Raw genomic sequence first — 24,696 nt, 5'->3', positions numbered from 1 at the left:
TTCATGTCTGATTTCTCCGGATCACGCGCGCGCCATGTCGCCATCATCATGGATGGCAATGGCCGCTGGGCGAAGCGCCGCGGCCTGCCGCGCGCGCTCGGCCATCGGCGCGGGGTCGAGGCGGTCCGCAAGCTGGTCCGCGCGGTCGAGCCATTGGGGATCGACTGCCTGACGCTTTATGCCTTCAGCAGCGAGAACTGGAAACGACCCGAAGACGAGATCGACCATCTGATGGGGCTGCTGAGGCGCTTCATCGAGACCGATCTGCCGGAATTCATTGCCAACGATGTTCGGCTGAAAATAATCGGCGATTACCGGGCACTTGCGCCCGATATCGTCGAATCGATCGAGGATGCGATCGAGCGTACGTCAGAGGGTAAGCGCATTCTCGCCGTCGCGCTCAATTACGGATCGCAGCAGGAAATCGCGCGCGCCGCAGCGCTCGCCGCGCAGGAAGGCGAGGTCAGCGAGGCGAGCATTGCGCGCCATCTCTACACCGCCGATCTCCCCCCGCTCGACCTCCTAATCCGCACCAGCGGAGAAGTCCGCCTGTCCAATTTTCTCTTGTGGCAGGCCGCCTACGCGGAGATGGTGTTCACCGACGTGCTCTGGCCCGACTACACGCCCGAGCACTTGAAGGCTGCGCTCGATGCGTTCGCGGCACGGGAGAGACGTTTTGGCGGCAGGTGAGCTGGCGGACAACCGCAAGCGAGACAGAGTAAAGGCGCTCGCCATGCGCGCGATGGCCGTTCCGCTGTCGGTGCGGACCAGCGATCTGCCGAGGCGCGCCGCTTCCGCCGTGGTGATGCTGACGCTGGCGGGCGCGGCGCTCTGGCTGGGCGGGCTGTGGTTCGACGGCTTCGTGATTCTCGTTTCGGCGGCTTGTCTGTTCGAAGCTGTGCGCCTGATCCGCAGGGCCGGTCGCAACGCATCCGGCGCGCTGGTGGTGGCCGGGTGTGCGGCGGCGATCATCTATATCGGCGCGGCGGCGGGGATGTTGATCGAATTGCCGATCCCGGTGGTGCTGGGCGTGATCGCGGTCGTGGTTGCGACAGACACCGGCGCCTACTTCAGCGGGCGGACGATCGGCGGGCCCAAGATCGCGCCCCGGATCAGCCCGTCCAAGACCTGGGCCGGGCTTGGCGGCGGCATGGTGGCGGCGGGGCTCGTCTCGCTCGGCTTCTTCTATTCCAATGTCGGCGATCGTGCCTTTTCGGCAATGGGGGCAGGGGCCTTCGCCGTCGGCGCGGGGCTTGCCGTGCTGGCCCAGACGGGCGATTTCCTCGAAAGCTGGCTCAAGCGCAAGGCGGGCATGAAGGACAGCTCGAATCTGATCCCCGGCCATGGCGGCGTGTTCGACCGGGCGGACGGAATGCTGCCGGTGGCGATCGTCGCCGGGCTGCTGTGGTTCTTCGCCCACCCATGACCGATCGGCGATCCATTAGCATTTTGGGCGCGACCGGTTCGGTCGGCGGCTCGACGCTCGATCTGATCCGGCGCGATCGCGAGGCGTGGGATGTCGTCGCGCTGACCGCTCACACGAATGTGGACGATCTGGCTCGTCTGGCCCGCGAATTCGATGCGCGCCTGGCTGTGATCGGCGAGGAGCACCGGCTGGAGGCGCTGCGCGAGACGCTTGCAGGGACGAATATCGAAGCCGCTGCGGGTACGCAGGCACTGTGCGAGGCTGCGGCGCGGCCCGCCGATATCACCGTGGCTGCCATCGTCGGCTGTGCCGGGCTCGGCCCGGTCATGGCGGCGATCGAGCGCGGCGGCACAGTGGCGCTCGCCAACAAGGAAGCGCTGGTCAGCGCGGGCGACGTGATGACTCGCGCGGTCGAACGTCACGGGGCAAGACTGCTTCCGGTCGATTCCGAACACAACGCTATCTTTCAATGCCTTGCGGACAACAGTTTGGACGATGTCCGCTGGATTACTCTGACCGCGAGCGGGGGGCCGCTGCGGCTGGTTGAGGATCTGGATGCAGTCACCCCGGAACAGGCGGTCGCGCATCCGAACTGGGACATGGGCGCCAAGATCAGCGTCGATTCGGCGACCATGTTCAACAAGGGCCTCGAACTGATCGAGGCACATCACCTATTCCCCGTCGGGCTCGATAGATTGCGGATCGTGGTCCACCCGCAAAGCGTTATCCATTCGATGGTCGAATATCGCGACGGGTCGACTCTGGCGCAGCTCGGCCCGTCCGACATGCGCGTGCCGATCGCCTCCTGCCTTGCTTGGCCCGAACGCATGGACACGCCCTGCGAACCGCTCGATCTGGCGGCCATCGGCGAATTGTCCTTCTTCGCGCCGGACGAGACGCGCTTTCCGGCTACGCGTCTGGCACGCGAAGCGGCGGAGGCGGGCGGGGCGGCCCCGGCGGTTCTCAACGCCGCCAACGAAATCGCTGTTGCCGCTTTCCTCGCCGGTCAGATCAAGTTCAGCCGGATTTCCTTATTGGTCGCCGAGGTGCTGGACGGCGGCAATCTACCGCCTGCCCCGCAATCCCTCGAAGACGTGCTGATGGTGGACCGGGCCGCGCGGGCGCGGGCCGCCGAATTGCTGGAGACCGCCTGACTTGGAAAGTGCCATCCCTCTGTGGGTCTATTACGTGCTCGGCTTCCCCCTGCTGCTCGGGCCGCTGGTGACGCTGCATGAGCTCGGCCATTATCTGGTCGGGCGCTGGTTCGGGGTGGAGGCGGAAGCGTTCTCGGTCGGTTTCGGTAAGGAAATCACCGGCTTCACCGATAAACGTGGCACGCGCTGGAAACTGTGTGCGCTTCCCTTGGGTGGGTACGTCCAGTTCAAGGGCGATATGAACCCGGCCAGCATGCCGGACGGAGAGGCGGCGGCCCAGACAAGCGAGGAAGAGAAGCGCGGCAGCTTCCACCATGCGGCCTTGTGGAAGCGCGCGCTGATCGTCTTCGCAGGTCCGGCGACCAATATCCTGATAACGTTGGCGATCTTCGCGGCGTTCTTTGCCAGTTTCGGCCAGCCGGTCGCCGCCGATCCCGAACAGACCAATGTCATTCAGAGCTTCGCGCAGGACTCGGTTGCGGAGGAAGCAGGCATGCGCGAGGGCGACCGTGTCGTCGCCATCGACGGGGAGCCGGTGCGGCAATTCTCCGACATTACCGATCGCGTGATGATGTTCCCCGGCAGGGACGTCACCATCGATGTGGAACGCGCGGGCGATCGCATTTCCATTCCGCTGACGATTGGATCGACGGTGGAAGAGGACAGCTTCGGCAATGCATCGCGCATCGGGCGGCTCGGCATCTACTCCGCGCCCATCGCGTGGGAGCCGGTGGGCCTGCTTGCCGCAGGTCCGCTGGCGGTGGAGCACAGCCTCAAGCTGGTCGACATGATGGTGACCGGTATCGCGCAAATTTTCACCGGCGAACGGTCGGTCAGGGAACTGGGCGGACCGGTCAAGATCGCCAAATATTCCGGCGAACAATTGAGCCTCGGCCTGACCTCCTTCGTCAACTTCGCGGCGCTGATCTCGCTTAACTTGGCATTCATCAACCTGCTGCCAATTCCCGCCCTCGACGGCGGGCACCTGGCATTCTACGCGGCCGAAGCGGTCCGTCGGAAGCCGGTGGGTCCGCGCGGTCAGGAACTGGCGTTTCGCACCGGCATGGCCCTCGTGCTCATGCTGATGATATTCGTCACGATAAACGATCTGGTGAGCTTGCCGATTTTCGGTAGCTGACCGGGGACAGGACACGGCAGCGGACTTTATCAACCGCCACGGCGCTTGAAAGGTTCCGGTGCATCGGGCAAGGGGCGGCGCACTTCGTCGCCTCGTCGGGAAATCCCGATCGCCGGGCAGACGAAACGCCACCGGGTCCGACGTATGAATGGGACGGGTTTTCCTTGTCGAAGATGGGATATTTGATGGCCGCCGAGGGATCGAAACTGACCGGGCGGATGCCCGCACTATTGCTGGCCGGCTCTATGCTGGCAGGCGTTCCCGGGATCGCAGCGGCGCAGGAAGCCGCCGCCGAACCGGTGGCGCAGCCAGCCACGCAGCAGGCCCAGCAGATCGTGCGCACGATCTCCGTCTCGGGCGCACAGCGGCTCGAACCGCAGACGATCCTCTCCTACATCCAGCTGCGCCCTGGGCAGGAATGGAACCAGGTCGTGGGCGACCAGGTCCTGAAGGAACTCTACGCCACCGAATTGTTCGCCAATGCGAGCGTCAGCTACGATAATGGTACGGTGCTGATCGAGATCGTCGAGAATCCGGTCGTCAATCGCATCATCCTGGAAGGCAATGAGCGGATCAAGGACGACAAGATCGTCCCCGAAATCCGCCTCGCGCCGCGCCAGATCTTTACGCGCAGCAAGGTCCGGGCCGATGTCGCGCGCATCATCGAGCTCTACAAGCGCCAGGGCCGATTTGCCGCCACGGTCGAACCGAACATGGTGCAATTGGCGCAGAACCGCGTCGATGTCGTGTTCGAGATCAATGAAGGGCCCAAATCCAAGGTCCGTCAGATCAACATCATCGGCAACGAGGTGTTCTCGGACGGTGATCTCAAGGGCGAAATGGTAACGAAGGAGGCCCGTCTTCTTTCGATCCTCAGCTCCAACACCAGCTACGATCCGGATCGCCTCGCCTTCGACCAGGCGAAGCTGCGCGAATTCTACCTGACCGAAGGCTATGCCGATTTCCGCGTGGTGTCCGCGGTGGCGGAGCTGACGCCAGACCGGCGCGATTTCATCATCACTTATGTGGTGGAAGAGGGCGAGCGCTATAAATTCGGCGATGTCGCCGTGGATAGCCAACTGCGCGATTTCGACAGCGACGCGATGAGCCGCAATCTGCCGATGAAGACCGGCGAATTCTACAATGCCAAGCTGATCGAAGACACGGTCGAGCAGTTGACCGAGCTGGCCGGATCGTTCGGCTATGCCTTCGCGGACGTCTCGCCGCGCATTTCCCGCAATCCGGAAACGCGCACGATGGACGTGAACTTCATCATCCAGGAAGCGCCACGCGTCTATGTCGAGCGAGTCGACGTGAACGGCAATACGCTGACGCAGGACAAGGTCGTGCGCCGCGAATTCCGCCTGGTCGAAGGGGATGCCTTCAGCACGCTCCAGGTCGCCCGCTCCGCAGCGCGCATCAACTCGCTGGGTTTCTTCCAGGAAGGGCTTGAAATCAATCAGGTCGAAGGCAGCGCGCCCGACCGGATCGTACTCGAAGCCAATGTCGAGGAACAGGCGACCGGCGAATTGCAATTGTCCGCAGGCTTCTCCTCGATCGAGAACTTCATTCTCGCCGGCTCCATCCGCCAGCGCAATTTCCGCGGACGCGGCCAGACCGTGGGCCTCAGCGTCAATTACTCGCGCTACGCCCGATCGGCGGAAGCCAGCTTCTCCGAACCCTATCTGTTCGATCGCAACATTTCGGCGGGCGTCGATGTCTATCGGCGCGATTACAGCAGTTTCAATTTCAATCGCAGTGATCGCAACACCACCTACAAGCAGGCGACCACCGGATTCTCGCTGCGCGCGGGCGTTCCGTTGACCGAATACAGCTCGCTCATCGGCAGCTATACGCTCAATTACGACGACGTTACCCTTGATGAGAATCAGTTCTTCTCGGATCTCGATGGCGATGGCGTGCGTGAATGCGATCCCTTCCGCGCCGGACGCTATCTATGTGAAGCGATCGGCCAGCGGACGAGCTCGATCCTCGGCCTCAGCTTCAATCTGGATGCCACCGACAGCCGCCTGCGCCCGACGCGTGGCCGGAACCTGTCGCTGACCGCGCAATATGCGGGGCTCGGCGGGTCGGTCGAATATCTCAGCATTCGCGGGCGCGCAGGCCAGTACTGGCCGCTTGGCGGCGGCTTCGTCTTCTCGCTGACGGCGGAAGGCGGGGCGATCCGCGGTTTCCGTGACGAGGACGGCGACGGCACCAACGATGTCCGCCTGACGGACCGCTTCTTCCTCGGATCGCCGCAGATCCGCGGCTTCGACATTCGCGGCGTCGGCCCGCGCGTGCTGCGCCGCCCCATCATGGCGGGTGAAGACGGCAATCCGGTCGTGATCACCGAACGCGACCGGATTCAGGACGATGCGATCGGGGGCACGGCCTATTATCTCGGACGGGCGGAAATCGATATTCCGCTGGGTAGCGGCGCGCGTTCGCTGGGCCTGCGTCCGTCGGTGTTCGTCGATATCGGCGCGGTCTTCAATGTCGAGGATCCGGTGCTGATCCAGAATCCGTTCGGAGCGGAGCGGTTCTTCCCGGAGAGAAACGCGGGCGGCGTACCCCTGTATTTCAACAATCAGGGCACGCCGGAAAACCGAGAAGACGACGTTACCCTCGCAATTCCTGACGGTCAGGCCATTCCAGACGGTTTCGTTGCACTAGGCCAGGGTACCAACGCATTCGAAGAAGTCTTCCTCGGCGACACGCCGAGCCCGCGCATCTCCGTCGGTGTCGGGGTCAACTGGAACTCGCCCTTCGGCCCGTTCCGCATCGATCTCGCCTATGCCCTGAAGAAGGTCGAAGGCGATGACACCAAACTCTTTTCCTTCAACGTAGGAACGCAATTCTGATGAACACGATTTCGAAGATTCTCGCCGGCGCCAGCCTTGCCGCCGCTTCCTTGACCGCGCTGCCTGCCAGCGCGCAGGTGACGGGCTCCATCGGCGTCGTCGGTGCGCCGGGCGTGGTCGCTTCGACCAACGCCTTCCGCACAGCCTATCAGCAGATCGGCACCACCTTCCAAGCGCAGTCGACGCAGATCCAGCAGAAGAACCAGCAGGTGCAGACCCTGCTGCAGCAGCTCGACACGAACAATGACGGCAATCTGGACGAGGCCGAGCAGCGCGCCGCGCAGACCGCGCCGCAGGCCCAGCAGATCCAGACGCTGGAAACCGAAGTCGCTCAGCTGACCAATCAGATAGAAGCGGCGCGCGTCTATGCGATCGAGCAGATCCTGCGCCAGTACGGTGCTGCCATTCAGGACGTGCAGCAGCAGAACAATCTGCAGGTCATCCTGGACCGCGATGCGGTGGTGACGGCGCAGCCCGCCGCCTTCATCGACGAAAAGGTGGTCGCCGCGCTCAACACCCGCGCGCCCAGCGTTCAGATCACGCCTCCGCAGGGTTGGCAGCCGAGCCAGCAGGCAGTGAACATGTACCAGCAGATCACCCAGATCCTGATGGTGGCCAATGCTCGCCGTCAGGCCGAACAGCAGGGCCAGGCGCAGCCGGCCCAGCAGCAGCCGACCGGCCGCTAAGCGAATACGGGCAGGGGATAGCGATGAGCGACAGCGCGAACGACACGAGCGGGAACGGCGGGGCGACGAGCCTCGACATCGTGCAGGTGCTGAAAGCGCTGCCGCATCGCTATCCCATGCTGCTGGTCGACCGGGTCCAAAGCCTGGTTCGCGATGAGCAGATCCACGCGATCAAGGCGGTCAGCTTCAACGAGGATTTCTTCCAGGGCCATTTCCCCGGCGCGCCGATCATGCCCGGCGTGCTCCAGATCGAAGCGCTGGCGCAGGCCGCCGGCGTGCTCGCGGTCGAAAGCCTCGACCTCGCCGGATCGGGCAAGCTCGTCTATTTCATGGCGATCGAGAACGCCAAGTTCCGCAGCCCGGTAACGCCGGGCGTGTTGCTCGATCTCAAGGCTGAATTCGTCCAGAAGCGCGCGCGCGTGTGCAAATTCGCGGGCGAAGCGAGCGTCGACGGGAAAGTTACCTGCGAGGTCAATTTCACGGCCATGATTGCAGACGCGCCGGACGCCTAGCGTCCTGATTTCCGTCCGCGCGCTGCGGACCGGTTTTCGACGACGATACTTGCAAATTCGGCGCGTCGCTGTATGGGGCGCGTCTCTCTTACAAACAGCTGGACCGGTCGGAACCGTTCCGAAGCTCGAAGGACATATGCCATGAAGGCCGATGCGCACCCCCAGTACCACATGATCACCGTCAAGATGACCGACGGCACCGAGTTCCAGACCCGCTCCACTTGGGGCAAGGAAGGCGACACGCTGACGCTCGACATCGACCCGACGAGCCACCCGGCCTGGACCGGCGGCAAGCAGCAGCTTCAGGAAGGTGGCCGAGTCGCCGCGTTCAACAAGCGCTTCGGCGGTCTCAGCCTCAAGAAGTAAGCGCGGGCTTTCTCTGCGAGATCAGACAAGATCAAAAAAGGGCGGTCCTGCGGGGCCGCCCTTTTCTTATGCGTGATACCCTCACCAGCCCCACGGCTTCTCGCGATACCATTTGGTGATCACGTATTTGACGCCCTTGCGCACCTTCATGCCGTGATGGATCGTATTGGGGTTGGGGCGCAGATCGGGACGGCGGTTGTTCCAGCACACCAGCTTGCCGGTCTCGGGCTGGAAGCTTTTGCGGATCGCCTTGAACCGCGTCGCGCCGCCGGATTCGACTTCGTTCAGATAGACCATGAAGGTCCAGGTCCGCTGGCCCGCGACCGAGCAGTATTTCTCGTAATCCTGGCCGTCGGGATTGAACCAGTCGCAATGCGGCTTGAACTCCTGCCCGACATCGTAACGCTGGCCCTGCAGAGGTTCTCCGTAAGCGGGATCGATTCCGCTGAGCGCTGCAAGCTTCGCCTCCATCGCGATGGTCGCGGGATCGTCGGGCGGAAGGTCGCAGGTTTCGCTGGTGCGGAAATAATCGTCGCCATTGGGGTCGGCCAGAGTGGAAGGGCGCCGATTGGTCTCGATCCGAGCGATCAGATTCGCGCACAGATCCGGCTCCGCGAACCCGCGCAACTGGAACAGATCGAGTTTGTCGGTGGGGAAGCGCTGCGCCCCTTCATGGTCGAGAATGGTCTTCGCGCTAGAATCGCCTGGGCCCGTCATGACATGCGACCATATGCAAACGCCCGGGCGGGGCAAGCCGGTTGCAGTGCCCTTTCCAAGTGCTTGCAAGATAGTTGCGTTGGCATTGGCTTTGACGCGATTTTTCCTTTGCTTTCGAAGCATCGTGTGCAACAGGCGCGTGCGTGTCGTTCGGTCCCTTGACGGGCCGACGCGGCGCAGTATCAGCCCCGGTTCGCGGTTCGGATCCGTCCGGACCCAGGGTATGTGGCGATCGTAGCTCAGTTGGTCAGAGCGCCGGTTTGTGGTACCGGAGGTCGCGGGTTCAAACCCCGTCGATCGCCCCATTTCCCTCCTTTTTGCGTGTAACGGGGCATTGGCAGCATGACCGCATTCTGGACCGAGCCGGACTATGACGACCACGAATTGGTCGAAGTGGTGCGTGAACCGAAATCGGGCCTCACGGCGATCATCGCGGTCCATTCCAGCCATCTCGGCCCGGGCGCGGGCGGCACGCGGTTCTGGCACTATGCCGAACCCAAGAATGCCATGCGCGACGCGCTGCGCCTCAGCCGGGGCATGAGCTACAAGAACGCGATGGCGGGCCTGCCCATGGGCGGCGGCAAGGCCGTGATTCTGGCCGACGACAAGGGCACCAAGACACCCGAAATGCTCATTGCCTTCGCCGATGCGGTCGAGGCGCTGGGAGGGCGTTACGTTACGGCGGAAGATGTCGGCATCAGCGAAGCCGACATGGCCCGCGTTGCCGAGCGCACGCAATACGTCTCCGGCCTCCCTGTCGAGGGCAAGGATGCGGCAGGCGGCGATCCCGGCCCGTTCACTGCGATGGGAATCTATCACGGCATCAAGGCGGCGGTGCGCCACAAATTGGGCAAGGATTCGCTCGACGGCGTGCATGTCGCGATCCAGGGCACGGGCAGCGTCGGCGGCGGTGTCGCGCGTCTGCTTGCCAAGGACGGAGCCAGGCTCACGCTGGCCGATATCGACGCCGCGCGCGCCGAAGCGCTCGCCCGCGAACTGGGCGGCAAAGCGGTCGCATCAGACGCGATCATGAGCGTATCGTGCGACGTTTTCAGCCCCAACGCATTGGGCGCGATTCTCGACGACGAGGGCATCGCGCGGCTCGATTGCAAGATCGTGGCGGGCGGGGCGAATAACCAGCTCGCGCGCGCCCATCACGGGCCGATGCTGGCGGAGCGCGGCATCCTCTACGCGCCCGATTACGTTATCAACGCCGGCGGGATCATCTCGGTAACGCTCGAATATCTCGCGCGGACCGATGGACAGGCTTGCGACATCAACGACGTGCGAGAGCGCATCGCGACGATTCCCGGGCGGCTGGAGCAGATCTGGCAGGAAAGCGACCGATCCGGCGTTTCACCCGATCAGGTAGCCGACCGCATGGCTCAGGAGCTTATCGGACGGTAATCTCGGCGCAGGGGGCGCCGGCGCCGCCATCCGGCCTCGATTTAGCGACCCTCGGCGAAGTCTCGCCGCGCTTAGCAAACTGTGTGATGCACTGTGCCCAGCGCGTCGGCGACGAGACAGCATGACGATTTGTGCCGATCCCATGAAGCCGGACTTGCCCCCCGGCTCCGCGCCTGCCAAAGGCCTTGCGGATAAATCACCCATGCATGTCTTCGCCAATCCCAAGCGCTTCCTGTCGCTGGCGCAGTGGCTCACGCCGCTGTTGCTCGTGAGCGGCGTGGTATTGGCAGGCGGAGCGCTGGCATGGGGGCTGTTCGTGGTCCCGCCCGACCGATTGATGGGCGAGACGGTCCGCATTCTCTTTCTTCACGTACCCACCGCCTGGCTCGGCATGGGCGGGTGGAGCGCCATCGCGCTCTCCAGTCTCGTCTATCTCGTCTGGCGCCACCCTCTGGCCGCGCTTGCTGCGCGGGCGGCGGCGGTGCCGGGCCTTGTGTTCACTCTGATCTGTCTCATTACGGGTTCGATCTGGGGCAGGCCCACCTGGGGGACGTGGTGGGTTTGGGATGGTCGGCTGACCAGCATGCTGGTGCTGGCATTCCTCTACGTCGCCTATATCGCGCTGGCCCAGGCTGCCGAGCGCGAAGGTGTGAGCGCACGGATACCCGCCATTTTCGGCCTGCTGGGCGCAGTCAATATCCCGATCATCAATCGCAGCGTGGTGTGGTGGAATTCGCTGCACCAGCCGCCGAGCATTACGATGGGGCGCAGTTCCATCGATGCCGCCTTCCTCACGCCTTTGCTGGTCAGCGTGCTGGGCTTCTCGCTGCTGTTCGGCGCAGTCGTGTTGATGCGAATGCGCGCTCTGTTGGCGGACACGCAGGCCGAGGCCCGGTTGCGGCGCCGGGCGATGGAGTCGGCGTGATGCGCGAGGCGCTCGACCAGTGGGACTTCGTGATCGCGGCTTATGCCGTCGGGCTGCTGGGGACGGTCGCCATGCTCGTCTGGAGCTGGCTGGCGATGCGCCGGGCGGAACGGCGGCGGGACGAGGTGCGCCGCCGATGAGCGCGCGGTTCAAGCCCAAGCACCAACGGCTGGTGCTCGCTCTGATCGCGCTTGCCGTGCTGATCGCAGCGGGCCTGCTCGCGGCCTATGCGCTGCGCAGCCAGGCGAGCTATTTCTATCTGCCCGAGCAGATGCGCGACGATCCGCCGGAGATCGGGCAGGCAGTCCGCCTGGGCGGCATGGTGCAGCAGGGATCGCTCAGCACGCTTTCCGACGGTGTGACCGTGGCCTTTACCGTCACCGGACGGGAAGAATCCGCCATTCCCGTGCGCTTCACGGGCATCCTGCCCGATCTGTTCGTGGAAGGATCGGGTGTGGTCGCGGAAGGCAGGCTGGGGGCCGATGGGACATTCATCGCCGACAATCTCCTCGCCAAGCATGACGAGAACTACATGCCGCGCGAACTGGAAGGCATGAGCGAAGGGCAGGCCGCCGAAATGGCCGAGGAAACCACTGTGGGCCTGCAATGATCGCCGAACTCGGCCTTGCCGCCCTATGGCTTGCCGCTGCGCTGGCGGCGCTGCAATTGGTCACCGGCGCGCTTGCCGTGCGGCAGGATGCGCGCAAAGGCGAGGCCGCCATCGCCGACCTAACCCGGCCCGCCACGGTCGTGCAGGGTTTGCTGGCCGCGCTTTCCTTCGCGGCTTTGCTGTACGTCTTCGCCGTCACCGACCTGTCGGTGAAACTGGTCGCGGACAATTCCCATTCGCTTAAGCCGATGATCTACAAATTGTCGGGCGCGTGGGGCAATCACGAAGGCTCGATGCTGCTGTGGGTCACCGTGCTTGCCGCGTCGGGCGCGCTGATCGCGCTGGTCGAGCGGCGCCTGCCGGAACGCACCATGCAGGCGGTGCTGGCGTCGCAGGGCTTCGTGGCGCTGGGCTTCTATGCGTTTCTGCTCTTGAGCTCCAACCCCTTCGAAAGATTGCCGATTCCTGTCGAGGAAGGGGCAGGGCTCAATCCGCTGCTGCAGGATATCGGCCTCGCCTTCCATCCGCCGACGCTTTATCTCGGCTATGTCGGCCTGTCGGTCGCTTTCAGCTTCGCCGTGGGCGCGCTGGTGACGCGGCAGGTGACGCCAGATTTCGCCCGCGCGATGCGGCCCTGGGTGCTGGGCGCCTGGGTGTTCCTCACGCTCGGAATAACGGCGGGCAGCTATTGGGCCTATTACGAGCTGGGCTGGGGCGGCTGGTGGTTCTGGGATCCGGTCGAGAACGCATCCCTGATGCCGTGGCTCGCTGCGACTGCTCTGCTCCATTCCGCCAGCGTCCTTGCCGCGCGCGATGCGCTGCGCGCTTGGACGATCATGCTGGGCGTCGTCGCTTTCTCGATGAGCATGCTTGGCACGTTTCTGGTGCGGTCCGGCATCCTAACGAGCGTGCACGCCTTCGCAGTCGATCCCGAGCGGGGGACGTTCATCCTGTTCCTGCTCGCCATCTACATCGGCGGGGCTTTGTTGCTGTTCGCATTGAGAGCCGGCGCGGTGAGCGAAGGCGCGCGGTTTGCCGTCGCCAGCCGCGAAGGGGCGCTGGTGGTCAACAACGTGCTGCTCTCCGCGATCCTCGCGGTGGTATTGCTGGGCACGCTCTATCCGCTTCTAACCGAAGCGTTCGACGTGCGGGTGTCTGTCGGGCCGCCTTACTTCAATCCCGTCGGCGCGATCTTCGCTCTGCCGATGGTGGCGGTGATGGCGGTCGGACCGCTGCTGCGCTGGCGCAAGGACGGGTTCGGACGTATCCGCAAGGAATTGGCGCTGTTGGCGGCGCTTTTGCTGGCAGTGCTGATCCTGGTCTCGCTGCTCGGCGACGTCGCCTTGCTGCCGCTTCTGGGGCTTGCGCTTGCAGCGGTGCTTGCCGTGGGCAGCGTGATGCCGCTGAAGGGGCGCAATCTGCGCCGCGTGCCGATCGCGACATGGGGGATGGTGTTCGGCCATCTCGGCCTCGCGGTCGCTCTGTTCGGAATGGCGAGCGAAAGCGCCTTTACCAAGGAACGCCTCGCCGCGCTGGCGCCGGGCGAAGCGACCACGGTTGGCCCCTGGACGGTGGAGCTGGAACAGGTCGCTCCGGCAGCGGGCGCGAATTGGACGGCGATGGAAGCACAGCTGTCCGCGCGGCAGGAGGGCGGGGAACCTGTTTCGCTTAACCCGCAGCATCGCACCTTCTGGGCACCGCCGCAGCAGACCGCCGAAAGCGTTCTCGAAACGCGCTGGAACGGTCAGCTCTACGCCGTGATCGGCAATCAGGCCGAGGCAGGGGCGGACGGGCCCGCGCGCTGGCAGGTGCGGTTGTGGTGGAAACCGTTCGTGACCTGGATTTGGTATGGCGGCGTGCTGATCGCGATCGGCGGGGCTCTCGCTCTGATAGGCCATGTGCGTCACGATCTTCGCCGCCGCTTCGTGCGCCGCAAGGCTGCGGCCAGGCGCAAGGAGATCGCGGCATGAGCTGGCGCCTGTGGGTTCCCCTGCTTGCGTTCGCTGGCTTTCTCGGCCTTGCCGCCTATCAGTTGACGCAGCCGCGCGACGAGGTGGTGGAAAGCCGGATGGTGGGCAAGGCATTGCCCTATTTCGATCTGGAGCCCGCCACTTCTGGTCTGCCCGGCGCGGCGAGCGACGATTTCAAGGACGGCAAGCCGCGCCTTCTAAATATCTGGGCGAGCTGGTGCTTGCCCTGCATCGCCGAAGCACCGCAGCTGGAACGGCTTCGCGAGGAGGGTGCAACCATCGTCGGCGTCGCGATCCGCGACCGGCCGGAAGATGTCGCGCAATTCCTCGAGCGCCACGGCAATCCCTATGCCGCGATCGGATCGGACGATTTGTCGGAAGTCCAACTCGGCATCGGATCGTCGGGCGTGCCCGAAACCTTCGTTATCACCGGCACCGGCAAGATCGCCTATCAGCATATCGGCGACATTCGCGAGCGCGACGTTCCGATCCTGCTTGAGAAACTGCGCGAGGCGGCGGAATGAAGGCGCGCCTTCTTCCGATCGTCCTTGCGCTGGTCGCGGCCGGGCCGCTGGCGGCCCAGCAATCGCTGCCGCCTGCGCCCTTTGCCTATCGTCAGCTGGACGATGCCGCGCAGGAAGCGCAGGCGCAGGATCTGATGGAAACGCTGCGCTGCCTCACCTGCCAGTCGCAGTCCATCGCGGACAGCGACGCGCCGATGGCGGGCGATATGCGCCATCAGGTCCGCATTCGCATCGCAGCGGGGGAAACGCCGGAGGAAATCCGTAGCTGGCTCGTCGAACGATACGGCGATTACGTCAGCTATCGTCCGGAAGTCGGTGCGACCACCTGGCCGCTTTTCGCGGTGCCGGTGCTGATCCTGATCGCCGCGCTGGCGATTTTCCGTCGCCGGTTCGCGAGGCGGGGATGAGCTGGCTGGCCATCCTCGCGCTTGCGGTCGCAGGCTTTGCCTTCGCGGCATTCGTGCTCAAACTGCCGCGTTCGTCGTGGACGCTGTTTGCCGCCGCTCTCCTGTTCGGTCTCGCCGGTTACGCAACGCAGGGCGCGCCCGACCAGCCCGCCGCGCCGAAAACGGCGCAGGCGCTCGATCCGGGATCGGGCGAAGCGATGGTGGAAGCGCGCAAGGAATTTTACGACGAGGGCGTCCTGCCCTCCCGCTATGTCGTGACGGCGGACGGGTTTGCGCGGCGGGGCCAGTATCGCGACGCGATCGATTTCCTGCGCAATGCGGTCGCCGAGAACCCCAACGACTCGCAAGCCTGGGTGGCGATGGCGAACGTATTGGTCGAACACGCCAACGGCACGCTGAGCGAAGCGGCCGAATTCGCCTATGCCCGCGCCAGAGCGACCGATCCCGACAATGCCGCCGCCGATTACTTCCAGGGTATCGCCATGATCCGCAATTCCCGCTTCGAAGAAGCGCGCGAGCTGTGGGCCGCCGCCCTTCGAGCGGCACCCGAGGATGCCCGGTATCGCGCCGATCTCGCCGCCCGCCTTGCCGCGCTCGATCTGGCGATCGCGCGGATCGAGCAGGAACGGCGGGCCGAATGAGCGCGGCGCTGGCGTGTTGCGGGTGCGAAGCCGCAGTGCTAGACGCGCGCTCCTTGCGGCTCGGTCCGGCGATTTTGCCGTAGTGGCGGGCGTGAACGAGAGTTCGATTGCAGCATGAGCGACACCGTCCCAACCCAAACCTCCGCCGCGCCATCGTCCCTTCCGGGCGAACCGGCCTCGCTGGAAAGCGCACCGGGCTCCGCCGATCGCGGCCACGGCCATTCGGGTTCGAAGACGGCGCTTGCCGTCGGCGCGATCGGGATCGTGTTCGGCGATATCGGTACCAGCCCCCTCTACGCCTTTCGCGAGACATTCTCGCCGCAGAACAGCTTCCAGATCGCGATCGACCGGATGCATGTCCTGGGCGTCGTCAGCCTGATCTTCTGGTCGATGCTGCTGGTCGTCGCGATCCAGTATGTCACCATTCTGATGCGCGCCGACAATAAGGGGCAGGGCGGCAGTCTGGCCCTCGTCGCATTGCTTAGCCGCCATATCGGCAAGTCGAGCTATGGCTGGCTGGTCGTTCTGCTGGGCGTCTTCGCGACAGCGCTGTTCTACGGCGACAGCATGATTACGCCCGCAATCTCCGTGCTATCGGCGGTGGAGGGGCTCACCGTGGTCAATCACCGGCTCGATCCGCTGGTGATACCGATCGCGCTCGTCCTGCTGGTCGCGCTGTTCCTGTTGCAGAAGCGCGGCACGGCCAAGGTCGGCGCGCTGTTCGCGCCGGTGATGATCGTCTACTTCTTCACGATCGCCGGGCTGGGGATCAACCAGATTTGGCAGAATCCGGACATCCTGTGGGCGCTCAACCCCTATTACGCGGCGATGTTTTTCATCACCGATGGGACGATCGCCTTCCTCGCTCTGGGCGCGGTAGTGCTGGCGGTTACCGGATCGGAAGCGCTCTATTCCGACATGGGACATTTCGGGCGCGGGCCGATGCGCCTTTCCTGGTTCGGCTTCGTCATGCCGTGCCTGCTGCTCAATTATTTCGGCCAGGGTGCCATGATCGCAGGCCTGCCAGCGGATCAGGCGGCCGAAGTGGTGCGCAATCCCTTCTTCCTGCTGGCGAGCGAGGAGTGGCGGCTTCCGCTCGTGATCCTGGCCACGATGGCGACCTTCATTGCCAGCCAGGCGGTGATTTCGGGCGCGTTCTCGATCACGCATCAGGCGATGCAATTGGGCTTTATCCCGCGCCTGTCGATCCGCCACACCAGCGAGACCGAAGCGGGCCAGATCTACATTCCGGTGGTGAACTGGGCGCTGATGGTCGCAGTGATCGTGCTGGTGCTGACCTTCCAAACCTCGTCCAGCCTGGCGGCGGCTTATGGTATCGCGGTGACGGGCGCTGTGACGATCGACACGCTGTTGATGGGCGTATTGTTCATCGGGGTGTGGAAATGGAAGTGGTGGTACGCGCTACCGGTCGTGGTGCTGTTCCTCATCGTCGATGGGGCCTATTTCGCGGCAAATCTCGTCAAGATACCCGATGGGGGCTGGTTCCCGCTGGTGGTGGGCGTGGTCGCCTTCACGCTGCTGACTACCTGGGCGAAGGGCCGCACCCTGATGCGCGACCGGATGAGCGAGATCGCCCTGCCGATCGAGATCTTCGCCAAGAGCGCCAAGAACAGCGCCACGCGCGTACCCGGCACGGCGATCTTCATGGCCAGCCAGACCGCAGGCGTGCCATCTGCGCTGCTGCACAATATCAAGCACAACAAGGTGTTGCACGAACGCGTCGTGATCCTGACCGTGCTGATCGACGACACGCCCTATGTGGACGAGCACGAGCGGTGCGAAATGGTGGATCTGGGCGATGGCTTCTACCGCGCCGTCCTCCATTACGGCTTCATGCAGGAAACCAACGTGCCCGAAGGCCTGAAGCAGATGCAACGCTGCGGGGGCGAGTTCGACATGATGGATACGAGCTTTTTCCTCAGCCGCCAGACCCTGCTGCCGAGCGAGAAGCCAGGCATGCCGATCTGGCGCGAGAAGATCTTCGCCTGGATGCTCAGGAACGCGGCGACTGCGATGGATTTCTTCCGCCTGCCGACCAACCGCGTGGTGGAGCTTGGGAGCCAGGTGGAGATTTAGAACGGTCTTCGGGTTGTTGCCGTCCTGAGGTTCAGATGACGACTGTCGACTGCTCGGCCTGGCTGTCCCAGAGGCTGAACTGGTTCCTGCCCCGTCGCTTGGCGCTGTAAAGCGCGGCATCGGCGGCGTGCAGGAGATCCTGCGGTGATCCGGTGGCACCCCAGCTTGCGCGCGCGACGCCGATGCTCACTGTCACGATGCCCAGTCCGTCGCTGCGCGCGGGATGGACGATGGCCAAGTTCGTGACATCGCGCAGAATCAGTCGGGCCAGTCGCGCGGCGACGAGTTCGCCGCGATCCTGAAGGAGGAAGGTGAATTCCTCCCCACCGAAACGCGCGCAAAACGCACCGTCCGTATTCGCGGCGATCCGGGCGAAGCAATCCGCGACCCGGCGCAGGCAGTCGTCTCCAGCCGGGTTGCCCAGCGTGTCGTTATAGGACTTGAAGTGATCGATATCGATCATCAGCGCGGCCAATGGGCGACGCTGGCCGAAAGCCTTTTCGAGCTGATCGGTCAAGCTGCGGCGGTTGGGGAGCTGCGTGAGCGCATCGGTGAGCGAGAGATCCCGATAGGTTCGGGTCGCTTCATGCGCGCCGCTGGCTTCGAGCTTGGCGGACAGAGTCGCGAGATAGTCGAGCGAGCGCCGCCTTTCCTCGCGATAGTTCGCATACAGCGCGAAGGCACAGGCGGTGAGGACCTGGACGGTGAAGGCGAAGGCAAGCGGGGTGCCGAGGTCGCTTTTCGACGCGATCGCCAGCAGCGTGACCGCCAGAGCGCCGGACGTGAAGAGGATCGCGTAGAAAAACCGCAATGTCAGCAACATATTGGCGAAGATGATGGTCAACGACAATTCGCCGAAGGTGAACAGGCCCAGCGGCGAATGCGAATTCCAGAACAGGAATACCGGCACGACGTATGTGCCGAAAACCGCTGCTGCGACGAACCGCTCGGTCCAGAGCGGGGAAATGCGCCCAATCGCCCAGACCAGCGCCAGCGCCAGGGGAGTGACCATGCCGAGGCGAAGGATCAGCGAAAGGCCGATAGTGTCCGGCAACAGGGCGAAACTGGTGATATTGTAGAGATTGTAGAAGACGAGGCCGACCAGGATGGCGGAGCGCAGGTCGGCGACACGCTCCGCAGAATGCTCCGCATCGTAACGCGCCGCGATGGGCGCCTCGAAGCGCAGCAGGCGATCGAGCGCAGGGCGCCCCTTCAGATCGAAATGTTCCTCAAGCCCCGCCCGGTTCATGACAGTTTCTCAGTGGTCCCGAAGGGACTTTCACACAAATTCGTAAACGAGCCTTGAACGTCTTGATCGCTGCACCTTTTTGAAGGTCAGGGCGTCGCATCGGTCGGTAAAAGCGTCTTCGCCAGGTAATGCGAGGCGTGTCCCCTGGGCCTGCCTTCGAGCCTCGCCAGCAATTCGTATCCATTTCGCTCGTAGAACGGGCGCGCCTGCCAACTGGTTGTTTCGACCAGCGCCTTTTCACAGTCGTTCGCGACCGCGAAAGCTTCCGCGCTTTCGATCATCTGTCGACCGATTCCGGTTCCGCGTGCGTGATCAGCCAGCCACAGCAGTTCGATGTGAAGCGTGTTCCAGTAACATGCGCCGCGCAGGCCGCCGACAAGGTCGCCCGCTTCATCGGTAGCGATCGCGTGGAAGCGGATCTCGGCCTCGCTCGGTTCGAGATCGGGAATAGTGTGGCGGTTGAACCCGCGATGCCCTTGCTGAGCGCGGACCGGATGGCTTCGGGTGGATCGCGATCGATCGTGACGGGCATACGCCTCCTACCGTTCAGCCCCTAGGCCGTCGGCGGCTCGTCTTTCACCACGTCCTTTTCATCCTCCAGCGCCAAGCCGTGGCGCAGGAGCATCGGGATTTGCGAGAGGGTGAAGACGAAGCTCAGCGGCAGGAACACCCACAGCTTGGCCCATAGCCAGCTTTCGAAGCTCATCGTGCGCACCAGCACTTCGTTGAGCGCGGCCATGGCAAAGAAGTAGATGCCCCAATTGCGCGACAGTTTGAGCCAGCCTTCCCGGTCGACGCCTTCGAAAGCGGCTTCCAGCAGCACTTGCAGCATCGCCTTGCCGCGCAGCCAGCCTCCGATCAGCACGATGCCGAACAGGAGATAGATGGCGGTCGGTTTGAACTGGATAAAGCGTTCGTCGCGCAGCCAGATGGTCAGCGCGCCGAAGCCGACGATCAGCGCGGTCGAGAGCATCAGCATCGGGCTGATCTTGCCGAATTTCCATTTCGAGAAGGCGAGCGCCACGACGGCGGCGATCATGAAGGCGATCGTGCCGTAGATGACGGCCGCGATCTCGCCGAAGGTGGATGTTTCGGGCGGCTGGTAGAATTTGTAGACGCCAAGGAAGACGAGCAGCGGCCCGTAATCGACGAGAGTGTTGAGCCAGCCGGATTTGGGCTTGGTTTGCGGTTCGCTCATTTCAGGCCACTCCCGCAATCACGCGCGCGACCAGATCGGGATCGAAGGGGCGCAGATCGTCGATCTTCTCGCCCACGCCGATGGCATGGATGGGCAGACCGTATTGCTCAGCCGCGGCGACGAGGACACCACCGCGCGCCGTGCCGTCGAGCTTGGTCATGACGAGACCGGTCACGCCCGCGACTTCCTTGAAAACGTCGATTTGGTTGAGCGCGTTCTGGCCGTTGGTCGCATCGAGTACCAGGACGACATCGTGCGGCGCTTCGGGGTTCAAGCGCCCGAGCACCTTTCTGATCTTGGCCAGCTCGTCCATCAGCTCGCGCTTGTTCTGCAAGCGGCCTGCCGTGTCGACGATCAGGGCATCGGTGCCCTTGTCGGTGGCAAGTTTGACCGCGTCGAACACAATGCTGGCCGGATCGCCGCCTTCGGGGCCGCGCACCAGCGGTACGTCGATCCGTTCCGCCCAGGTGGCGAGCTGGCCGATGGCCGCGGCGCGGAACGTGTCGCCCGCCGCGAGCATGACCTCGTAATCGTCTTCCTGAAACAGGTGGGCGAGCTTGGCGATGGTGGTGGTCTTGCCGCTGCCGTTGACGCCGATCACCAGCACGACCTGGGGGCGCGGAAAGGCCGTAACTTCCAGAGGCTTTGCCACCGGACGCAGGATCGCGGCGATTTCCTCGGCCACGGCTTCCTGCAATTCGCGCTGGCTGATTTCGAGCCCGAAGCGTTTTTCGCGCAGGCGTTCGCGAATGCGGCGCGCGGCGGTGGGGCCGAGATCGGAGAGAATCAGGGCATCCTCGACATCGTCCAGCGTCGCTTCGTCCAGCCGCGCGGTGCCGACCACGTCGAGATTGGCGGCCAGCCGCTCCGACGTCTTGCGGAAGCCACCGAACAGGCGTTCGCTCCAGCTGGGTGAACTCATACGAGAAGTCTGCCTTCGATTGCGCGCGGGGTGAGGGTCGCGATGGTCCCGGCGGCCATGCCGTCGGGAAGCGCGATCCGGGCGAAGTTTTCCGCATAGCCGCTGCCGTCGCGTTCGGCGAGGACGCTGAGCGGTTTGTCGACGAGCGTCGCCAACCACTCGGCCTGCGTAGCGGCGGCCACCGCCCGCAGTTCGGCGGCGCGGGCCTTCACGATCGCGCGATCGACCTGCGGCATGCGCGCGGCAGGCGTGTTGTCGCGCGGGGAATAAGGAAAGACGTGGCAATGGACGATCTGGAGCTCGCGGACGATCGAGAGATTGGCCTCGTGATGCTCATCGCTTTCAGTCGGGAAGCCCGCGATGAGGTCCGCCCCGACTGCAAGGTCCGGACGTCTCGCACGCAGATCGGATACCAGCTTTACCGCTTGAGCGCGCGAATGGCGGCGCTTCATGCGCTTCAGGATCAGATCGTGCCCGTGCTGGAGCGAGAGGTGGAGATGCGGCATCAGCCGCTTTTCGCTCGCAAGCAGTTCGAAGAGCAGCGGATCGATCTCGATCCCGTCGAGCGAGGACATGCGCAGGCGGGCCAGGTCTGGAAAACCCTCGAGAATCGCATGGACCAGCGCGCCCAGCGGCGGGCGGTCGGGCAGATCGTGGCCCCAGCTCGTCACATCGACGCCGGTGAGGACGATTTCCGGCGCGCCTTCCATGAGATGCCTTTCCACCTCGCGCAGCACTTCGGCAATGGTCAGCGAACGGCTGGCCCCGCGTCCCTGCGGGATCACGCAGAAAGTGCAGGCGTGGTCGCACCCGTTCTGCACCGCCACGAAGGCGCGGGTGCGGTGCTTGGGCGCGGGCGGTGCAGTTTCGGGCAGGTTCCAGGCGCGCGGATCGAGCTTGGCCGCATTGGCGACGAGTCCGTCCACTTCGGGCATGGCGGCGATCGCCTCGCGCTCGGTCTCGGCAGCGCAACCGGTTACGATCAAACGTGCGGCGGGATTGGCGCGACGGGCGCGGCGGATCGCCTGCCTTGTCTGCCGCACCGCCTCGCGCGTGACGGCGCAGCTGTTGACCACCACGAGATCGCGCTCGCCCGCCATCATGGCGCGCATGCGCTCGCTCTCGGCGATGTTGAGACGGCAGCCCAGCGTTACGAGTTCGGCACCGCTCACGCGTAATCGTCCCACTCGAAGCTGCCGCGATAGCTTTCGGTCGCGGGGCCGGTCATGCGGATGCGGCCATCCTGCTGCCAGGCGATCGTGAGTTCGCCGCCGGGCAATTCCACCGCGACCTCACGCTCCACAAACCCTCGGCGCATGGCCACCACCGCTGTCGCGCAGGCGCCCGTGCCGCAGGCGCGAGTGAGACCGGCGCCCCGCTCCCAAACGCGGAGGCGTATCCGCGTCCGGTCAATTATGGTCGCAACATTCACGTTGACGCGTTCGGTAAACAGCGGATCGATCTCGATCTCCGGGCCGATCCGGTCGAGCGCGATGGCATCAATATCCTCGACGAAGAACACCACATGCGGATTGCCGACACTGGCGGCACCGGGATCGCGCAAATCGTCCCACCCGACCGGCATGGTCAACGTATCCATCGGATAATCGAGCGGGATCGCGTCCCATTCGAAGCGCGGCACGCCCATATCGACGCTTGCGCCCGTCTCGGTTGGCTCCAGCGCGATAGTTCCGCCTGCGGTTTCGACCGAGGCGGGCGCGCCGTGCAGGATGGCGACCGCACGCGAGGCATTGCCGCACGCGCCCACTTCGCCGCCATCGCTGTTAAATATCCGCATTAGGAAATCGGCGCTGTCGCTCGGTTCGAGCAGGATCAGCTGATCGCATCCGATCCCTTCCCGGCGGTCGGCCAGAGCCGCCGCCATGCGCGGTTCGATCGCGGGTAGGGCATCGCCGCGCGCATCGAGCACGACGAAGTCATTGCCCAAGCCGTGCATTTTGGTGAAAGGAACGCGCATAATCGCCACCGCGTCTAAATCGCTCGGCTACTCGGGTCCAGCCTCTCGCGTTTCCGGGCCTGCGGTATCAGGCTCCACCGCTCTTATTGTTTGGTGCGATCAGGCTCCGCCGATCGTGATCTTTGCTGCGATCAGGCTCCGCCGATCCGGCGGGTTTTCGCGATCAGGCTCCGCCGATCGCCATGCGGGGAGCGCTGCCCAGCTCATTATCCGGGGCTGCGAGCAGCCCATGCTCGCGCAGCCGGTCGATCACTGCGGAGGCCGTTTCGGGGCGACCGTAATGATACCCTTGGCCCTTGAGCCCGCTCATGGACCGCAGGGAGTTCAGGATATCCTCGTTCTCGATCCCTTCTGCGGTAATCGGCATTTTGAGCCCCGCACCCATCGCCACGATCGCATCCACCAGCTTGCTGCTGGCCTCGCCATTGTTGATCTCGCGGATGAAGCTGCGGTCGATCTTGATGCGATCGAATGGCAACGTGCGCAATTGCGAAAGGCTGGCATAGCCGGTGCCGAAATCGTCGAGGCTGACGCTGACGCCCTGATTGCGCAGCGAAGCGATCATCGTGCGGACCGACGATATGTTATCGTGCAGGCAGCTTTCGGTAATCTCGATTTCCAGGCGGGAGGCAGGGAAATTGTGCTGGATCAGGAGTTTGAGGAATTTCTGCGAGAACCACGGATCGCGAAGCTGGATGGGCGAGATATTCACCGAGAGCGTAAGGCTGGGATCCCATTCGCGAGCATCCTTGAATGCCTGGATTATGAGGCATTCGGACAATTCGTCGATCACGCCGATTTCCTCGGCGATGGGGATGAAGATATCCGGGCCGACCAGGCCGAGCGCAGGCGATTGCCAACGCGCCAGCATTTCGAAGCCGACCAGTCGGCCGCTTTCGATATCGACCTGCTGTTCATAGAAGGGAACGAACTCGCCTGCTGCGATCCCGGCGCGGATGCCGTTTTCGAGCTGGCTGCGGAATTTGAGTTCCTGCTCCATCACGGGTTCGAACCAGACATAGCGGTTCTTGCCGTGTTTCTTGGCGTGATACATGGCGATGTCCGCCTTGTGCATCATTTCGTTCGGCCACTCGTCCATAGAGAGGCCCGGCGCGACGTCGCGGCACCCGACGATACCGACCGACATGCTCGTCGCGATCGCGATATCGTCGCGCACGATCGGTTTGGCGACCGCTTCGATAAGCAGGGAGACCAGCCTTTCGACATCCTGGTTGGCGGAGCGATCATGGCTGAGAGCGATTGCGAATTCGTCACCACCAATGCGGGCAAGCAAAGCGTCCGCCGGCAGGAGATCGCGCATCCGCTGCGCCGCCTGCCGCAGCACGTCGTCGCCAAAGGCATGGCCGTGCACGTCGTTGATGTGCTTGAAACCGTCGAGATCGACCAGAACGACCGCAACGCGGCGATCCTGCGTCTCGGCACGACGATGCAAATCGCTCATGGCGGGGGCGATACTGCGGCGGTTGTGACAGCCGGTGAGTGGGTCGATAAGCGCCTCACGGCGCGCTTCGGCTTCGGAAAGGGTCCGATTTTTCAGTTCGTTCGACACCGTGTTGTAGCGCCGCCAACCAATCAGGATGATTGCGATGTTCAGAAGCATCGCGCTCGCCAGCGCTTTGTCCGGCGCATCGGTTAGCCCGCGCCACGCGCTCAGCAATTGGGGGATTACGGTTCCGCCGATCGCGGCGAACAGCATGACGGCGGCAAGCGCCACGCCAAGGGTGACGATCTCGCGCGTGGAACGGAAACGCGTTCCGTCGTGAACTGCATCATCGCGAAATGTCCCGGATCCAGGCGTCCGGCTGGGTTTTTCAGTCTGTGTGGGCATAGCCGCCGCTCGCTGCAAAATCTTGGCCGTATATTGCGCGATAGGTTGAAGAAGCG

At 63.9% G+C, this 24,696-nt stretch carries 25 protein-coding genes and 1 tRNA gene; 18 read left to right on the top strand and 8 right to left on the bottom strand.

Going from position 1 to position 24,696, the window contains the following annotated elements; translation table 11 throughout:
• Positions 1-3 precede the first annotated feature (3 nt).
• The 8 genes from uppS to rpmE all read left to right on the top strand — a co-directional run bounded on the left by uppS (position 4) and on the right by rpmE (position 8,146).
• Positions 4-690 carry a polyprenyl diphosphate synthase gene (uppS, locus tag J7347_RS05525; protein ID WP_209161127.1) on the top strand — a complete coding sequence of 229 codons (687 nt, stop codon included), beginning with the start codon at positions 4-6 and terminating at the stop codon, positions 688-690.
• Complete coding sequence (locus tag J7347_RS05520; protein WP_245173794.1) at positions 650-1,426, top strand: phosphatidate cytidylyltransferase; 777 nt, start codon at positions 650-652, stop codon at positions 1,424-1,426. Before uppS ends, J7347_RS05520 begins: the two co-directional genes overlap by 41 nt.
• Positions 1,423-2,580, top strand: coding sequence for a 1-deoxy-D-xylulose-5-phosphate reductoisomerase (dxr, locus tag J7347_RS05515; RefSeq protein ID WP_209161126.1), 1,158 nt, complete (start codon positions 1,423-1,425; stop codon positions 2,578-2,580). Before J7347_RS05520 ends, dxr begins: the two co-directional genes overlap by 4 nt.
• Position 2,581: 1 nt before the next feature.
• Positions 2,582-3,718 carry an RIP metalloprotease RseP gene (gene rseP / locus J7347_RS05510; protein ID WP_245173793.1) on the top strand — a complete coding sequence of 379 codons (1,137 nt, stop codon included), beginning with the start codon at positions 2,582-2,584 and terminating at the stop codon, positions 3,716-3,718.
• 185 nt (positions 3,719-3,903) lie between these two features.
• Positions 3,904-6,582 (top strand): outer membrane protein assembly factor BamA, encoded by a 2,679-nt coding sequence (gene bamA / locus J7347_RS05505; protein WP_209161125.1) that lies wholly within the window; start codon positions 3,904-3,906, stop codon positions 6,580-6,582.
• Positions 6,582-7,268, top strand: a complete 687-nt coding sequence (locus J7347_RS05500; RefSeq protein WP_067681079.1) for an OmpH family outer membrane protein — start codon at positions 6,582-6,584, stop codon at positions 7,266-7,268. The genes bamA and J7347_RS05500 overlap by 1 nt, the downstream gene beginning before the upstream one ends.
• 23 nt (positions 7,269-7,291) lie before the next feature.
• A complete protein-coding gene (gene fabZ / locus J7347_RS05495) occupies positions 7,292-7,780 on the top strand; it encodes a 3-hydroxyacyl-ACP dehydratase FabZ (protein ID WP_209161124.1) in 489 nt (162 codons plus the stop codon).
• A 141-nt stretch (positions 7,781-7,921) separates the two neighbouring features.
• Positions 7,922-8,146, top strand: coding sequence for a 50S ribosomal protein L31 (gene rpmE, locus J7347_RS05490; protein WP_067681085.1), 225 nt, complete (start codon positions 7,922-7,924; stop codon positions 8,144-8,146).
• Positions 8,147-8,227: 81 nt separating this feature from the next.
• On the opposite strand, the gene J7347_RS05485 is transcribed toward rpmE, so the two are convergent.
• On the bottom strand, positions 8,228-8,863 hold the full coding sequence (locus J7347_RS05485; RefSeq protein WP_209161123.1) for a 2OG-Fe(II) oxygenase: 636 nt from the start codon (positions 8,861-8,863) through the stop codon (positions 8,228-8,230).
• Between the two features lie 228 nt (positions 8,864-9,091).
• On the opposite strand from J7347_RS05485, the gene J7347_RS05480 reads away from it, so the two are divergent.
• From J7347_RS05480 to J7347_RS05435, 10 genes are all read left to right on the top strand, one after another.
• Positions 9,092-9,168, top strand: a tRNA-His gene (locus J7347_RS05480).
• Between the two features lie 37 nt (positions 9,169-9,205).
• Positions 9,206-10,270, top strand: coding sequence for a Glu/Leu/Phe/Val dehydrogenase (locus J7347_RS05475; protein WP_209161122.1), 1,065 nt, complete (start codon positions 9,206-9,208; stop codon positions 10,268-10,270).
• 202 nt (positions 10,271-10,472) lie between these two features.
• On the top strand, positions 10,473-11,195 hold the full coding sequence (gene ccmC, locus J7347_RS05470) for a heme ABC transporter permease CcmC (protein ID WP_209161276.1): 723 nt from the start codon (positions 10,473-10,475) through the stop codon (positions 11,193-11,195).
• Positions 11,192-11,335, top strand: a complete 144-nt coding sequence (locus tag J7347_RS05465) for a hypothetical protein (protein WP_156502032.1) — start codon at positions 11,192-11,194, stop codon at positions 11,333-11,335. Before ccmC ends, J7347_RS05465 begins: the two co-directional genes overlap by 4 nt.
• A complete protein-coding gene (gene ccmE, locus J7347_RS05460; protein ID WP_209161121.1) occupies positions 11,332-11,805 on the top strand; it encodes a cytochrome c maturation protein CcmE in 474 nt (157 codons plus the stop codon). The genes J7347_RS05465 and ccmE overlap by 4 nt, the downstream gene beginning before the upstream one ends.
• Positions 11,802-13,775, top strand: a complete 1,974-nt coding sequence (locus tag J7347_RS05455; RefSeq protein WP_209161120.1) for a heme lyase CcmF/NrfE family subunit — start codon at positions 11,802-11,804, stop codon at positions 13,773-13,775. Before ccmE ends, J7347_RS05455 begins: the two co-directional genes overlap by 4 nt.
• Positions 13,772-14,299 (top strand): redoxin family protein, encoded by a 528-nt coding sequence (locus J7347_RS05450; RefSeq protein ID WP_209161119.1) that lies wholly within the window; start codon positions 13,772-13,774, stop codon positions 14,297-14,299. Before J7347_RS05455 ends, J7347_RS05450 begins: the two co-directional genes overlap by 4 nt.
• A complete protein-coding gene (locus J7347_RS05445; protein ID WP_209161118.1) occupies positions 14,296-14,706 on the top strand; it encodes a cytochrome c-type biogenesis protein in 411 nt (136 codons plus the stop codon). Before J7347_RS05450 ends, J7347_RS05445 begins: the two co-directional genes overlap by 4 nt.
• On the top strand, positions 14,703-15,347 hold the full coding sequence (locus tag J7347_RS05440; protein ID WP_209161117.1) for a tetratricopeptide repeat protein: 645 nt from the start codon (positions 14,703-14,705) through the stop codon (positions 15,345-15,347). Before J7347_RS05445 ends, J7347_RS05440 begins: the two co-directional genes overlap by 4 nt.
• A 114-nt stretch (positions 15,348-15,461) precedes the next feature.
• Positions 15,462-17,444, top strand: a complete 1,983-nt coding sequence (locus tag J7347_RS05435) for a potassium transporter Kup (protein WP_209161116.1) — start codon at positions 15,462-15,464, stop codon at positions 17,442-17,444.
• 31 nt (positions 17,445-17,475) lie between these two features.
• Here J7347_RS05435 and J7347_RS05430 read toward each other — a convergent pair whose 3' ends face one another.
• The 7 genes from J7347_RS05430 to J7347_RS05400 all read right to left on the bottom strand — a co-directional run bounded on the left by J7347_RS05430 (position 17,476) and on the right by J7347_RS05400 (position 24,640).
• Positions 17,476-18,693 (bottom strand): diguanylate cyclase, encoded by a 1,218-nt coding sequence (locus tag J7347_RS05430; protein ID WP_209161115.1) that lies wholly within the window; start codon positions 18,691-18,693, stop codon positions 17,476-17,478.
• An 86-nt stretch (positions 18,694-18,779) separates the two neighbouring features.
• A complete protein-coding gene (locus J7347_RS05425) occupies positions 18,780-19,142 on the bottom strand; it encodes a GNAT family N-acetyltransferase (protein WP_209161271.1) in 363 nt (120 codons plus the stop codon).
• Between the two features lie 104 nt (positions 19,143-19,246).
• Complete coding sequence (locus J7347_RS05420; protein WP_067681125.1) at positions 19,247-19,891, bottom strand: inner membrane-spanning protein YciB; 645 nt, start codon at positions 19,889-19,891, stop codon at positions 19,247-19,249.
• A 1-nt stretch (position 19,892) separates the two neighbouring features.
• Positions 19,893-20,813 carry a signal recognition particle-docking protein FtsY gene (ftsY, locus tag J7347_RS05415; protein WP_209161114.1) on the bottom strand — a complete coding sequence of 307 codons (921 nt, stop codon included), beginning with the start codon at positions 20,811-20,813 and terminating at the stop codon, positions 19,893-19,895.
• Positions 20,810-21,985, bottom strand: a complete 1,176-nt coding sequence (locus J7347_RS05410; RefSeq protein ID WP_209161113.1) for a MiaB/RimO family radical SAM methylthiotransferase — start codon at positions 21,983-21,985, stop codon at positions 20,810-20,812. Before J7347_RS05410 ends, ftsY begins: the two co-directional genes overlap by 4 nt.
• The gene (dapF, locus tag J7347_RS05405; protein WP_209161112.1) at positions 21,982-22,791 is read right to left on the bottom strand and encodes a diaminopimelate epimerase; all 810 of its coding nucleotides are present in this window, start codon (positions 22,789-22,791) and stop codon (positions 21,982-21,984) included. Before dapF ends, J7347_RS05410 begins: the two co-directional genes overlap by 4 nt.
• A gap of 163 nt (positions 22,792-22,954) precedes the next feature.
• Complete coding sequence (locus J7347_RS05400) at positions 22,955-24,640, bottom strand: EAL domain-containing protein (protein WP_209161111.1); 1,686 nt, start codon at positions 24,638-24,640, stop codon at positions 22,955-22,957.
• Between the last annotated feature and the right edge of the window lie 56 nt (positions 24,641-24,696).

The organism is Erythrobacter sp. A6_0, assembly GCF_017744235.1.
Taxonomy (GTDB): domain Bacteria; phylum Pseudomonadota; class Alphaproteobacteria; order Sphingomonadales; family Sphingomonadaceae; genus Qipengyuania.
This window is presented reverse-complemented; position numbering and strand designations above follow the sequence as displayed.